The 13319-nt window shown below is 61.0% G+C and carries 11 protein-coding genes and 1 pseudogene; 6 read left to right on the forward strand and 6 right to left on the reverse strand.

Going from position 1 to position 13319, the window contains the following annotated elements:
- The 3 genes from EFQ99_RS14820 to EFQ99_RS14830 all read right to left on the reverse strand — a co-directional run bounded on the left by EFQ99_RS14820 (position 1) and on the right by EFQ99_RS14830 (position 3316).
- Complete coding sequence (locus EFQ99_RS14820; RefSeq protein ID WP_126921764.1) at positions 1-1056, reverse strand: TraB/GumN family protein; 1056 nt, start codon at positions 1054-1056, stop codon at positions 1-3.
- A 107-nt stretch (positions 1057-1163) separates the two neighbouring features.
- Positions 1164-2240: a TraB/GumN family protein gene (locus EFQ99_RS14825; protein WP_126921765.1), complete on the reverse strand. Its 1077-nt coding sequence runs from the start codon at positions 2238-2240 to the stop codon at positions 1164-1166.
- A gap of 140 nt (positions 2241-2380) precedes the next feature.
- Complete coding sequence (locus tag EFQ99_RS14830) at positions 2381-3316, reverse strand: tyrosine recombinase XerC (protein WP_126921766.1); 936 nt, start codon at positions 3314-3316, stop codon at positions 2381-2383.
- Positions 3317-3454: 138 nt separating this feature from the next.
- Here EFQ99_RS14830 and EFQ99_RS14835 point away from each other — a divergent pair, with 138 nt between their 5' ends.
- Positions 3455-4408 (forward strand): GNAT family N-acetyltransferase, encoded by a 954-nt coding sequence (locus tag EFQ99_RS14835; protein ID WP_126921767.1) that lies wholly within the window; start codon positions 3455-3457, stop codon positions 4406-4408.
- A gap of 682 nt (positions 4409-5090) precedes the next feature.
- Here EFQ99_RS14835 and EFQ99_RS14840 read toward each other — a convergent pair.
- Positions 5091-5327: a hypothetical protein gene (locus EFQ99_RS14840; RefSeq protein WP_126921768.1), complete on the reverse strand. Its 237-nt coding sequence runs from the start codon at positions 5325-5327 to the stop codon at positions 5091-5093.
- Here EFQ99_RS14840 and EFQ99_RS35490 point away from each other — a divergent pair.
- Positions 5272-5424 (forward strand): annotated as a pseudogene (locus EFQ99_RS35490) (GNAT family N-acetyltransferase); the annotation flags it as partial. The gene EFQ99_RS14840 and the pseudogene EFQ99_RS35490 sit on opposite strands and share 56 nt — an antisense overlap.
- Before the next feature lie 28 nt (positions 5425-5452).
- Here EFQ99_RS35490 and EFQ99_RS14850 read toward each other — a convergent pair.
- Positions 5453-7078, reverse strand: a complete 1626-nt coding sequence (locus EFQ99_RS14850; RefSeq protein WP_126921769.1) for a GMC family oxidoreductase — start codon at positions 7076-7078, stop codon at positions 5453-5455.
- A complete protein-coding gene (locus EFQ99_RS14855; protein ID WP_126921770.1) occupies positions 7075-8007 on the reverse strand; it encodes a dihydrodipicolinate synthase family protein in 933 nt (310 codons plus the stop codon). The genes EFQ99_RS14850 and EFQ99_RS14855 overlap by 4 nt, the downstream gene beginning before the upstream one ends.
- A 188-nt stretch (positions 8008-8195) precedes the next feature.
- Between EFQ99_RS14855 and EFQ99_RS14860 the strand changes: the two genes are divergently transcribed.
- The 4 genes from EFQ99_RS14860 to atpA all read left to right on the forward strand — a co-directional run bounded on the left by EFQ99_RS14860 (position 8196) and on the right by atpA (position 13296).
- Entirely contained in the window at positions 8196-10412 is a 2217-nt protein-coding gene (locus EFQ99_RS14860; protein ID WP_126921771.1) for a primosomal protein N', read from the forward strand.
- A 143-nt stretch (positions 10413-10555) separates the two neighbouring features.
- On the forward strand, positions 10556-10945 hold the full coding sequence (locus EFQ99_RS14865; RefSeq protein WP_126921772.1) for an AGROH133_08824 family phage infection protein: 390 nt from the start codon (positions 10556-10558) through the stop codon (positions 10943-10945).
- Positions 10946-11200: 255 nt separating this feature from the next.
- Entirely contained in the window at positions 11201-11767 is a 567-nt protein-coding gene (locus tag EFQ99_RS14870; protein ID WP_126921894.1) for a F0F1 ATP synthase subunit delta, read from the forward strand.
- Complete coding sequence (atpA, locus tag EFQ99_RS14875; protein WP_126921773.1) at positions 11767-13296, forward strand: F0F1 ATP synthase subunit alpha; 1530 nt, start codon at positions 11767-11769, stop codon at positions 13294-13296. The genes EFQ99_RS14870 and atpA overlap by 1 nt, the downstream gene beginning before the upstream one ends.
- Positions 13297-13319 lie beyond the last annotated feature (23 nt).

Genomic DNA, 13319 nt, shown 5'->3' on the forward strand with positions numbered 1-13319 from the left:
TCAGTTCACTGCGGTGACGGTGAAGCCCTGCTTGCGCAGCAGTTCAACCAAACCGTCGTCGCCGGGTAAGTGCGCCGCTCCGACGGCGATCATGGTGCGCCCCTTGTCGAGGTAGGGCTTCGCCCGTTCCGCCATGACCTTGTTTCGATCAGTGATCATTCGATTCTCGAAGGCTTTTGCTGCAACCTGATCCGTCGAAGCGGCCTCCATCAGCGAGAAGATCATCCCGATCTTGCCCTGATCGTACAGATCGATCATCGTCTCGGTTATGTCGTCCATGCCGTTGGGAAGCGCCAGCAACTCCCGCAGATTTTGCAGCATGAGGTCATCCGGGACATCCGACAGGGATTTAATTTGCTCGACCGGTGTTTCCAGGCCAACCAGATCCACGCCATCATGAAGCGCCTTGAGTGCGAGAGACTCGTCCAGTACCTTGAGACCTCTTGCTCTGCGCTTGATGTCGCAACCACGTGTCTGGAGACCCATGTAGATGAACCATGGCCGCATCTTTGCCATCAGGTTCATGTTGATGCCCTTCTTCTTCAAGCTGGCAGCGACTTCGCTGGTTGCATCAGGGGGCAAGATATGATCGAGCGTTTTGTCGCCCTGAAGCGTGGTCAGTTCGGGATGCTTGAAGAATTCCAGCATGAGTTTTTCCGGCTCTGCGACCTCTGCTAATTCGACGGCCAGAGTGTCGATGGTGTCGTATGCCCCGTAAAATCCTTCCGGCTTATCCAATACCCGGGGATCGCTCACATGCATCGTGCCGAGCACCCAGGAAGGCTCAAGACCTGGCTTTTCGATTTTCCAGAAGATCGCATTGCCGTTCGGCATCGCCTCGGCTTTCTCGACAGCCCCCCTGAAACGGACGGGATCTTCCTTTTCCAGTTGGGCCAAAAGGTTCTGGCCCGGGCAAGCCAGTTCGTCATCTGCCAAAGCAGGCGAAAAGGAAAAGATCGTCAGTGCCGCCGCCAACATAAGCGCTGCATTGTTGCTGAGCGTGAAAAAGCCTTTCGAGACTGCTCTCGACGTGAAAACCATATTGAGGCTGAGCATTGAAAACTCTTTGGGAGCAAGGGCTGGAAATGCCGTCATGTGGCGTGTGCAAACTGGAGTTGTCAATCTCTGCGCGCTGCCGCCACAGCAAATTATCGAGCTTGGACCTAATTTACAGCTGTTACGGTGAAGCCCCGCTGGCGCAGCAGTTCGATGACGCCGTCCTTGCCGGGCAGGTGCAGGGCACCCACGGCCATGAAGACATTGCCGCTGTCGAGAATGGGCGCGGCGCGCTCAGCCATCACCTTGTTGCGGTCGAGGATGACACGCTGTTCGAAGGCGGCGTAGTCGCTGCTTTCCTCTTTGTCCTGCGGCGTCACGGTCTTCAGCATCGGCATGGTCATGCCGATATCGCCGGAGAGATAGAGATCCGTCATCGTTTCGACGACATCGTTCATCTTGTCGCCGAGCTCCAGCGTCTCGATCAACGACTTCACATGGAATTCGACCGGCAGGTCGGCCATAGCCTGAATCTGCTCGGCAAGGGTCTCCAGCCCCTTGACCTCTTTGCCTTCGGCAACGGCGTCGGTGGCGATCTTCTGGTCGAGGAACTGCACGCCCTTGGCCTTGCGGGCAAGTTCGCATGCCGGCAGGGCGACGGCGCTTGATATCATCCAGGGCCGCATGCGAGAGACGGCGCTGAGCGGGATTCCGCGCTGCTTGAGGCCGGCTTCGAGGCGCTTGTAATCTTCCGGCGAGAGCAGCTTGTCGATCGTCGTGCCGTCGGTGAACATCGTCAGCTCCGGCTTTGCGAGCAGGGCGGCGGTCGCTTTGCGCTCATCGAGAATTTCGTCGGATTCGATGATGATCGTGGCGGCGGCGTCGTGGGCGGCCTGGGCGCGCGGCGGCAGGGCAAGCACGCGCGGATCGGTGACATGCATGCTGCCGAGCAGCCAGGAAGGCTGAAGCCCCGGCTTCTCGATCTTCCAGAAGATGCCCTTCCCGTTCGGTGTCGCGTCGGCTTCCTTCTGCGCTTCGGCGTAGCGGGCGGGATCGTTCTGCTGCAGTTCGACCATCAGATTGCGACCGGTGCAGGTCTCGTCGGCGGCCGTTGCCGGTCGCGCAGTCAGGAGCGCGGCAAGCAGGGCCGCGAGAAGCAGCATGTGAAAGGCTGCCATCAGCCAAAGCAGCAGATTGCCCGGCGCTGCGAGCTGAAATGTCCGGCGGCCGATTGATGTCGTCATGATGGTGTTCCCCACATGCCTTAGCATGTCATGCTCTACGCCCGGCTTGCGCATATTCCTTTAAGAGAATGCCTTAACGAAACTTAAAGTTTGTGCATGTCGTTATCCCAAAACCGCTGCGCACGTTTTGGCGACATGCACTAGGCGCGCGGATGGGCCCGATCATACACCTCGAGCAGCCGCGACGCATCGACGCCGGTATAGACCTGCGTTGTGGAAAGGCTGGCATGGCCGAGCAGTTCCTGAATGGTGCGCAGATCGCCGCCGCCTGCAAGCAGGTGCGTGGCGAAGGAGTGGCGCAGCGCATGGGGTGTTGCTGTCTCCGGCAGGCCGAAGGCGCTGCGCAGCTTCTGCATCGCCCGCTGGATGATCGCCGGCTGAAGCTTGCCGCCGCGGGCGCCGCGAAACAACGGCTCGCCGCTTTCAAGATGGTATGGGCAAAGCGCGCGATATTTCCCGACGGCCTCGAAAACCACTGAGAGCAGCGGCACCAGCCGCGTCTTGTTGCCCTTGCCGGTGATGCGCAGCGTTGTTGCGCCATTCGGCAGGTCGGCGGGCGTAAGATCCAACGCCTCGGAGATGCGCAGTCCGCAGCCGTAGAGCAGCGTCATGACGGCCGCATCGCGCGCGGCGATCCAGGGTTCGTCATGGAGCTGGGCTTCGTCGCTGACGACGGTGATCGCCTGCGTATCCGAAAGCGGCTTGGGCAGCGATTTCGGTTGCTTCGGCGAGCGTATCGCGCCCGCACCGGCGGCGTTGACCAGACCCTTCTTCTCAAGATGGCGCAGCAGTGAGCGAATACCCGCGAGATTGCGGCCGAGCGAACGGGCGCCGGAGCCCAGTTTGCGCCTCGCCGCGAGGAAGGCGCGGAAATCGGCCGGGCGCAATTCCCTGATATCGCCGAGTGTCGCCGGGCCGGCGAGATGGCCGGTCAGGAAGGTCAGGAACTGGCGGGTGTCACGCTCGTAGGCGTCGAGCGTGTGCTCGGAAAGACGGCGCTCGCGGGCGAGGTTTTCGAGCCATGCTGCCCGTTCCGCCATCAGGCGCGGGTCGGCGATGATCAATAGTTCATTCACGTCACTGGCCTTGAATTTGCCTTCAAGTTCGCCAATTTGAAGCAGGAACGGTTATCGAATTGCTAATGCCGGCCAAGCCTTGTCATCCCTAGATCATATTGTACTGCGATAGTTTATTCCCCATAGACAGGATCTTTCATGGCCCGGCGCGATTCCATGACGGCTTTCGGACAACTCGCGGAAGCGATTGCTCTCGTCTCACAGGGAAAGCCCGGTCATATCGTCGATACGCTGATTGCCGAACGCGGCCAGAGGATCGTGAAAAATCCGCTCTGGCCCGTCATGCGGCCGTTCCTCTACACGTTGCTGCGCTATAACAAGGCGATCGAATTCGCCAATGCCGTCGCCAAGATGCCGGGCTTCCAGTCGTTCGAATATTTGAGCGACGTGCTGAAACTCGAAATCGGTATCGCCAATGGCGAACGCATTCCTGCGTCCGGCGGCTTCATCCTCGTCAGCAACCATCCCACAGGCATTGCCGATGGCGTCGCGGTGTTCGATCTCCTGAAGGCACGCCGGCCCGATATGATGTTCTTCGCCAATCGCGATGCGATCCGCGTCAATCCGCGCTTTGCCGAAATGATCATTCCTGTCGAATGGCGGGAGGAGCACAAGAGCAAGCTCAAGGCGCGCGAGACGCTGCAATTGACCAACCGTGCGGTGAGGGAAGGCAAGGCGACGGTGCTCTTTCCCTCGGGCCGCATTGCCTACTGGGCGAACGGCCGGCTGAACGAACGCCCATGGAAGACCTCGGCCGTCGGGTTGGCGCGCAAATACAATCTGCCGATCCTGCCCGTCCACATGACGGCGCGCAATTCCGGCCTATTCTACTGGCTGGCGAAATGGTCGACGGAACTTCGCGACATGACGGTTTTTCATGAGCTGCTGAATAAACGCGGCGACCGCTTCGATTTCGTGATCGGCAATCTCATTCCTGCCGAACAGCTGGACGGCGATCTCAACGAGGTGACGAAGGCTCTGGAGAAACATACGGTGCATGATCTGGCGGGGGACGGCGACGCGATATTCGCGTCGGTCGGCCCGCCGGTTGCAGCTGTGCGCGGCCGCGAAATTCCGGTTCCTGCCGTCTAGACACGTCGGCATCGCCATGATGATCGACATCCGCGTGATCCGCGATCGCATGGCGAGGGATGAAGCCCGATCGGCTCGCATGCGAACAAGGAACTGCGTGAGTATCGGCTCGCTGCGGCCCGGCGCAGGGCTAGCCGCGGCTGATCCAGCGCAATCGTAAAATATCGGGATACCGCGAGCCGCCGAAATGATGTCTGCTCACAACATCGCACCGGAGCTTTCATTTGACTAATGCGGTGATGTGCGAGAACGTTCTAAACGAAGAAGTGGGGAAGGCGCTTACCAGGCACATCCTTCCCCAAGGCAACGACAGCTACTTCTTCGTATCGTGAGGGCCGTCTTGGTGTTTACCCAAGACGGCCTCTCTTACAGTCGCGACGCTTTCGGACACATAGTGAATGGCAATCGTCGCGAACGCTGCCGCCACACAATATTTCCAGATAATAGCCAAGAGCGGCTCCTTTCTAGTCTGGTGGCGCTTGGATTTAACCCTTGGTGTCCGCTTGCTGGCAATGCACGAAAATGTGCATGCAAGGGACATTCGAGCTGATCCACGCTGAATTTACCCGAAAAGAAAGTCAAAGGGGTATCAGCACATTTCACGACGTGACATCGCTGCTGAAAAGGGCATGATTCGACCCGCCTTCGAGGCAAGGCTTTCACTCCGTTGGTCGGCATCGGTTCATGGGGCGATCTTTCCTTGCAATTCGATCACCTCGGCCAGGAGCAGATTGAAGCGGGTGGCCGGCGTGTCGTCATCCCGTGGTTCATCGCAGTGGGAACAGCAGGCGCGGGCATTTTCGTCGTAGGTGATGGCCTCGAGCTCCTCAAGCGTGATCTGATCCAGACCCGCACCGGGTCGCCGGATGCTCGCGCTGGTACTGCTCGACCATGCGCGATCGTTCTGCAGCCTCGTCACCGTTCATGCGGGAAACGACGGCGCGGCAAAATTCTGGGAATCGCTCGGGTTTCAGCCCGGCGGGTGGGACGGCCATACCCATGCTCTTGAGCTGTAGGAGGCAGGGCCTCGACGCGTAGACGGCATCATCGATGGTCCTCCGCAATCATGCTTGCGGCTTTGGAGCCTATTGCCATCGCCGGAGCGTTGGTGTTGCCCGACGGGATGAAGGGGATGATGGAGCAATCGATCACTCTCAGCCCATCGATGCCACGGACACGCAGCCTGCCGTCGACGACTGACATCGGATGGCTTTCCGGTCCCATTCTGAGGCTGCCGGAAGGATGATAATTCGTCTTGACCGTCTGCCAGGCGAATTTCGCCAGTGACTGCTCGTCCTGCAGCGATCGCCCCGGAAGGATCTCCTCTGCGATCTTGGCTTTGAAGGGTTCGGTTTCCAGAAGCCGGCGCGCCGTCTTCAGCGAGGCTAGCGTCAGGCGCAGATCGTCCGGATCGCCGAAGAAATTGCAGTCGACCAAGGGTTGGTCATCGGGGTTTGCCGAGCGCAGCTTGACGCTGCCGCGCGCCTTTGGTCTCAGCAGGCAGGAGGTGAAGGTAACCCCATAGGTCGGCTTTGCCGAGGAGACGTCGCGGTCGAGATAGACGATCGGCGCGCAGTAGAGCTGGATCGTCGGGCGCTCGCCGCCATCTGGATCGTAGAACAGGCAGGCTTCGATGCCCGTCGTGGTGACCGGGCCGGAATTGAACAAGAGATATTGCAGGCCGTTGCGGATCATCGGCCAGCCGCGGTCCTGACCGAAATACCCGGATTTCGATTTCGTCGACGCGATGACCGGCACCTCGTGATGATCCTGGAGATTGGCGCCGACGCCGGGAAGATCTACGGCAACGCCGATGCCATGTTCGCGAAGATGGTCGGCCGGGCCGATGCCGGAGAGCATCATCAGCTTGGCGCTGTTATAGGTGCCGGCGGCGACGAGCACCTCGCGGTTGGCCAACGCCCTGTGGGTCTCGCCGTTGCTGGTATAGACGACGCCGACGGCGCGGCCGTCTTCCACGAGAACACGATCGACCCTCGCCTGGGTGACGATCTCCAGCCTGGTATCGCCGGCAAGGGGATCGAGAAATGCCTTTTTGGCGTCCGATCGCTCGATCCGGCGACCCCATTGCGCGAAGGTATGCTGCATGATGCCAACGCCGTTCTGCCGGACGCCGTTGAAATCCGGATTATAGGGATGGCCGAGCCCTTGCGCCGAGAGGATGAAATCCTCCGTCGTATCGGAGATGTGGCGCGGCTCGGAAACCTTTAGGTTGCCCGAAATGCCGTGATACCGGTCGTTGAAGCGACCATTGGCTTCGATGCCTTTGAAGTGCGGGAGCATGTCCTCGTAGGACCATTCGCTTCCGTTGCCGAGATGGGCGGCCCAGCCGTCGTAGTCCTCTTTCTGGCCGCGCATATAGACCATGGCATTGACGGCGCTGCCGCCGCCGAGGGCTTTTGCGACCGGCACGATCGGTCCCCGTCCGCCGAGCTGGGGCTGCGGCACCGTATGATGCATTTCGAGAAAATCGTCGCGGGCAAGATATTTCATATAGCCGGCTGGAAAGGACATGAGCCGTGCCGTATCGCGGGGTCCGCGCTCGATGATGAGCACCGAAAAGCCAAAGTCGCGCACCAGGCGCATGGCCGCAACGCATGCGGCGGATCCGCCGCCGGCGATGATGAAATCGTAGCTTTTGCCGACCGTCATGCACCGATCTCCTTGAGGCGGATGGTCTGGCGCGCCAGCAGCCGTTCGACGTCGGCAATATCGGGCGCAGAGAGCCTGGCGCCCGGCTTGCGCAGAGCGGCGGACTTGATGACGCCGCGTTTGGCAAGCACGTATTTGCGGCAGGCAAGCCCGATGCCCTGCTGCTGTTCGTATCGAGCGAGCGGCAGATAGGCGTCGAAGATCTCATGGGCGCGATCGGAATTTCCGGCGGCGTAGGCTTTGACGACCCCGACCATCATCTCCGGATAGCAGAAGCCGGTCATGGCGCCATCGGCGCCGCGCCCCATCTCCTCGGGTAGGAAAAGGCCGCCATTGCCGCAAAGGATCGAAATGCGCCGCATGGCGCCGCTGTCGCTGGCGGCGCGAAGTGCTGATATTTTCGCAAGACCCGGCCAATCCTCATGCTTGAGCATGACGCAATTGGGCACGTCCCTGACGATACGCTCGATGACTTTAGGCGCGATCGTCACATTTGTAGTGAGGGGATAGTCCTGCAGCACGAAGGGCGTATCATCAAGCGCTTCGCCGACCGACTGGTAGAAGGCGAAGGCCTGGTCGTCAGTCTTGACGGTCCAGGGCGGCGCGACCATGACGCCGGCAGCCCCCTCGCCCATGACGGCTTCGGCAAGTTCGCGCATAGGCGCCAGTCCCGGCGCCGACACGCCGACAACGACGGGAAGGCGGCCGTCGAGGCGCTTCAACACCCGCTCGACCACGGTCCGCGATTCCTGCGCTGTCAGCTTCGGGGCTTCGCCAAGCTGGCCGAGCACCGTCAGGCCGGTGACACCGGCGCCCTCGTAGAAATCGACCATGCTGTCGATGCTGGCAAGATCGAGTGCGCCGTCATCGGTGAAAGGGGTTACGGCGATTACATAGACGCCTTTGGCGTCCTCGGTCAGTCTGGCCATTCGGTCCTCTCCAATTCCGTCGTTGAACAAGATCTTCCGGCAATCTATGCGGCTGTTCACGTGGCCAGCAACCTTTTCGTAAAGGCGCGGGTAATCTTGGCAGGCCTTTGCAGTCCGCATTTTCGCCAGATGCGCCGCTTCGTCTTTGCGGTTCCAATTCCAGTCATTTGCGGGCATGGTCTCGCGCGATGAGCACAGATTCGTCCGATCTCTTTGGCGCGCTTTTCGAGGCACCGCCCGCGAACCGAACGGTTCCGGTGCTGGTGCCGATGCCGGCGCCGAAACCCTATTCCTATTCGGTGCCGGAGGGCATGGCGATCGAGCCCGGCTCGGTCGTGCAGGTGCCGCTCGGGCCGCGGCAGGTGATCGGCGTCGTCTGGGACGGCGGCGAGGATGGCGTCGATCCAAAGAAGCTCCGGCCGATCAGCCATGTCTTCGACTGCCCGCCGCTCTCCAAGGAGATGCGGGATTTCATCGACTGGGTGGCGACCTATACGCTCTCCCCGCCCGGCCTCGTCGCCCGCATGGCGCTGCGGGCGCCGAACGCCTTCGAGCCGGAACCGATGGTCGAAGGGCTGAAGCTCGTCGGCGGCGAGCCGGAGCGGATGACGCCGGCGCGCGCCCGGGTGCTCGATACGGCATCGGACGGTTTTTCGTGGACGCGCAGCGGTCTGGCGCATGCGGCCGGGGTCTCAACGAGCGTCGTCAATGGGCTGATCACGCTCGGCATTTTCGAGACAGTGTTCCTGCCGCCGCCACCGGTTGTCGCGATACCGGATCCGGATTTTGCCGCCGCGCGCCTGGAAGGGCCTCAGAAAGAGGCGGCCGACGAGATCGTCTCCGAGATCCGCAGGCAAGAATTCTCGGTCTCGCTGATCGACGGGGTGACGGGATCGGGCAAGACGGAGGTCTATTTCGAGGCAATCGCCGAAACGCTGAAACGCGGCAAACAAGTGCTGATCCTGCTGCCGGAGATCGCGCTGACGGCAAGTTTCCTGGAGCGTTTCCAGGATCGCTTCGGGGCAAAGCCTGCCGAATGGCATTCCGATCTCGCCTCGCGCATGCGTGAAAAGGTGTGGCGCCAGGCGGTGACCGGCGAAGTCAGGGTTGTGGCCGGCGCACGCTCGGCACTTTTCTTGCCCTTCGAGGATCTTGGCCTCATCATCGTCGACGAGGAGCACGATCCCGCCTACAAGCAGGAGGACCGTGTTTTCTACAATGCCCGCGATATGGCCGTGGTGCGCGGCCGTATCGGTGATTTTCCCGTCATCCTCGTGTCGGCGACGCCATCGGTCGAAAGCCAGGTCAACGGGCAAAGCGGACGCTACAGCACCGTCCACCTGCCGACGCGTTTCGGCGATGCGGCGCTGCCGGATCTGCATCTCGTCGATATGCGCAGGCACGCGCCGGAGCGGGGCGGCTTCCTCTCGCCGGTCTTGATCCGGGCGATCGGCAAGACAGTGGAAAGGCGTGAACAGGCGCTGCTTTTCCTCAACCGGCGCGGTTATGCGCCGCTGACGCTCTGCCGGGTGTGCGGCCACCGCTTCCAATGTCCGCAATGTTCGAGCTGGCTGGTGGAGCATCGTTTCCGCAAGCAGCTACAATGCCACCAATGCGGCCATGCCGAGCGCACGCCCGAGGCCTGCCCGGAATGCGGCACGCTCGACCATCTCGTCGCCTGCGGGCCAGGCGTGGAACGAATTGCCGAAGAGGTGGAGCGGCACTTCCCCGAGGCGCGGACGATCGTTCTCTCCTCGGATATCATGGGCGGGGTGAAGCGGCTGCGGCTGGAGCTGGAAGCGATCGCCAAGGGCGAGGCGGATATCGTCATCGGCACTCAGCTCGTCGCCAAGGGGCATAATTTTCCGCTGATGACCCTGGTCGGCATCGTCGATGCCGATCTCGGCCTTGCCAACGGCGATCCGCGCGCGGCGGAGCGCACTTTCCAGCTTCTGTCGCAGGTGACCGGCCGGGCCGGTCGCACCGGCCTCAAGAGCCATGGGCTGCTGCAGACCTACCAGCCGCAGCATCCCGTCATGCAGGCGATCGTTTCCGGGGATTCCGGTGCATTTTACGAGCGTGAGATCACCGAGCGCGAACGCGCCGCCCTGCCGCCCTTCGGCAGGCTCGCCTCGATCATCGTTTCGGCCGAAACCCGCCATGATGCCGAAAACCATGCGCGCGGGATGCGCAACGCAGCGCCGCAGGTCTCCGGCATCTCGGTGCTCGGCCCGGCGGAGGCGCCGCTCGCGCTGGTGCGCGGCCGCCACCGTTTCCGCCTTCTGGTGCATGGGCGGCGGAATTCGGACATGCAGAGTTTCCTGCGCGCGATGCTGTCGCAATCGCCCAAGGAGCGCGGATCGGTGCAGGTGCAGCTCGATATCGACCCGCAGAGTTTTCTGTAGCTACCGCTTCAATTATTCGACGAGCATTTCCGATTTCTCCGTACCTGCCGAAAACGCGGGCCGTTTTTCGGCCTTGCTGCCATTTCCTCCCTTTCCGGCCCATGTCATAAAACAGCGATTCACAAGTGATTTGGGGCCGATGCATGGAATTCTATTTTCCGACCGAGCTTGGCGAGCGGCTTGCATTCTGCTCCGCAGCCTTCACCGCGCTGGCGGGTTTCGTCATGATGTTCGCGCCGGGCTATGCCCTGCGTCTTCTCGGTCTCGAGGCGCGGGAGGGACGGCCGGAGGGCTTCGGCGAAGCGCGCTCGATGGGCGGTTTTTATCTCGGCTTCGGGCTGTCGGCAATCATGCTCGCCCAGGACTGGATCTACATGGCGCTTGGCGCTTCTTTTGTGATGGCCGCCTTTGCCCGCGTGATCTCGATCCTGTCCGATAAGGGGAGCAATCTCGTCAACTATTTACTTTTGGTTGTGCAGATTGCTTTGGCGGCACTGCCGCTGCTTTATGTTTTCGGCTTCATCCAGACGTGAGTTTTGCTGCCGGCGGGCGGCTTCTCATGCATGGCTGCAGGTCATTCCGCAATTTTGCGGACAGAAATTCATGTGAAAGGCTTATTCGGGCATTACGCGTGTTGCGAGTCCGAACATCCTATGTTAGACGGACCCCGAATTTCGGAAGAAGCAAGAGGCTTCTCTTGTGATTTCTGGGGGAAATCAAAACGAATTCAAGATCATAGGTTCGGCGCCCGCCGAGAGCCGGATTTTGGGTTGAAATCAGGGAAATTTGTGCCAGTGGCAGACACGTCCCAGCTTACTTCTGGTGTTGCAGAGCGCTATGCCTCGTCGCTTTTCGAGCTGGCGCTCGAACAGGGCGCCGTTGACAGCGTAACTGCAGATCTTGACCGTTTCCAGGCGATGCTGGATGAGAGCGCTGATCTGAAGCGCTTCGTCGCAAGCCCGGTTTTCTCCGCTGAAGACCAGTTGAAGGCGATCGTCGCCATCAGCGAGAAGGCCGGCATCAGCGGTTTCTTCGCCAATTTCCTGAAGGTCGTGGCGCGCAACCGTCGCCTGTTTGCCCTGCCGGGCATGATCAAGGCCTTCCGCATCATCGCCGCGAACCATCGCGGTGAAATCTCCGCCGAGGTCACCTCGGCGCATGCTCTCACCGCAGAGCAGGAAACCGAATTGAAGGTGGCACTCAAGAGCGTTACCGGCAAAGACGTGACGATTGCCGTCACGGTTGATCCGTCAATTCTTGGTGGTCTGATCGTAAAGGTCGGGTCCCGTCAGATTGATACGTCTCTTCGTACCAAACTCTCTACCCTTAAGCTCGCATTGAAAGAGGTTGGCTGATGGATATCCGCGCCGCGGAAATTTCCGCAATTCTCAAAGACCAGATCAAAAATTTCGGCAAAGAGGCAGAAGTCTCGGAAGTCGGCCAGGTTCTCTCCGTCGGTGACGGTATCGCTCGCGTTTACGGTCTGGACAATGTCCAGGCCGGTGAAATGGTCGAGTTCCCCGGCGGCATCCGCGGCATGGCTCTGAACCTTGAAGCCGACAACGTCGGTGTCGTTATTTTCGGCTCCGACCGCGACATCAAGGAAGGCGACACCGTCAAGCGGACCGGCGCCATCGTTGACGTTCCGGTCGGTCCGGAATTGCTCGGCCGCGTCGTCGACGCGCTCGGCAATCCGATCGACGGCAAGGGCCCGATCAATGCGACGCGCCGTTCGCGCGTCGACATCAAGGCTCCCGGCATCATTCCGCGCAAGTCGGTTCATGAGCCGATGTCGACGGGCCTCAAGGCCATCGACGCTCTGATCCCGGTCGGCCGCGGCCAGCGCGAACTCGTCATCGGCGACCGCCAGACCGGCAAGACCGCGATCCTGCTCGACGCCTTCCTCAACCAGAAGGCCATTCACGAGAACGGTCCGGAAGGCGAAAAGCTTTACTGCGTCTACGTCGCCATCGGCCAAAAGCGCTCGACCGTCGCACAGTTCGTCAAGGTGCTCGAAGAGCGCGGCGCGCTGAAGTATTCGATCATCGTTGCCGCCACCGCTTCCGATCCGGCTCCGATGCAGTATCTGGCACCGTTTGCCGGCTGCGCCATGGGCGAATATTTCCGCGACAACGGCATGCACGCGCTGATCGGTTACGACGACCTTTCCAAGCAGGCCGTTTCCTACCGCCAGATGTCGCTGCTGCTGCGCCGCCCGCCGGGCCGCGAAGCCTATCCGGGCGACGTTTTCTACCTGCACTCGCGTCTCCTCGAGCGCGCTGCGAAGATGAACGACGACCAGGGCGCCGGCTCGCTGACCGCTCTTCCGGTCATCGAAACGCAGGGCAACGACGTGTCGGCCTTCATTCCGACCAACGTCATCTCGATCACCGACGGCCAGATCTTCCTTGAAACCGACCTGTTCTATCAGGGCATCCGCCCGGCCGTGAACGTCGGTCTCTCGGTCTCCCGCGTCGGTTCCTCGGCTCAGATCAAGGCCATGAAGCAGGTTGCCGGCTCGATCAAGGGCGAACTCGCCCAGTATCGCGAAATGGCCGCCTTCGCCCAGTTCGGTTCGGACCTTGACGCTGCGACGCAGCGCCTGCTGAACCGTGGCGCGCGCCTGACCGAACTCCTGAAGCAGCCGCAGTTCTCGCCGCTGAAGACGGAAGAGCAGGTCGCTGTGATTTTTGCAGGCGTCAACGGCTATCTCGACAAGCTGCCGGTTGCTTCGGTCGGCAAGTTCGAGCAGGGCTTCCTCTCGTATCTGCGTTCGGAAGGCTCCGCCATCCTCGACGCGATCCGCACGGAAAAGGCAATCAGCGACGCGACCAGGGGCCAGCTCACCGCTGCTCTCGATAGCTTCGCAAAGTCTTTCTCGTAATCAGGCCCTAAGTTAGGACGGAT

The organism is Rhizobium vallis (genome assembly GCF_003985155.1).
GTDB classification, from domain to species: Bacteria; Pseudomonadota; Alphaproteobacteria; order Rhizobiales; family Rhizobiaceae; genus Rhizobium; species Rhizobium vallis.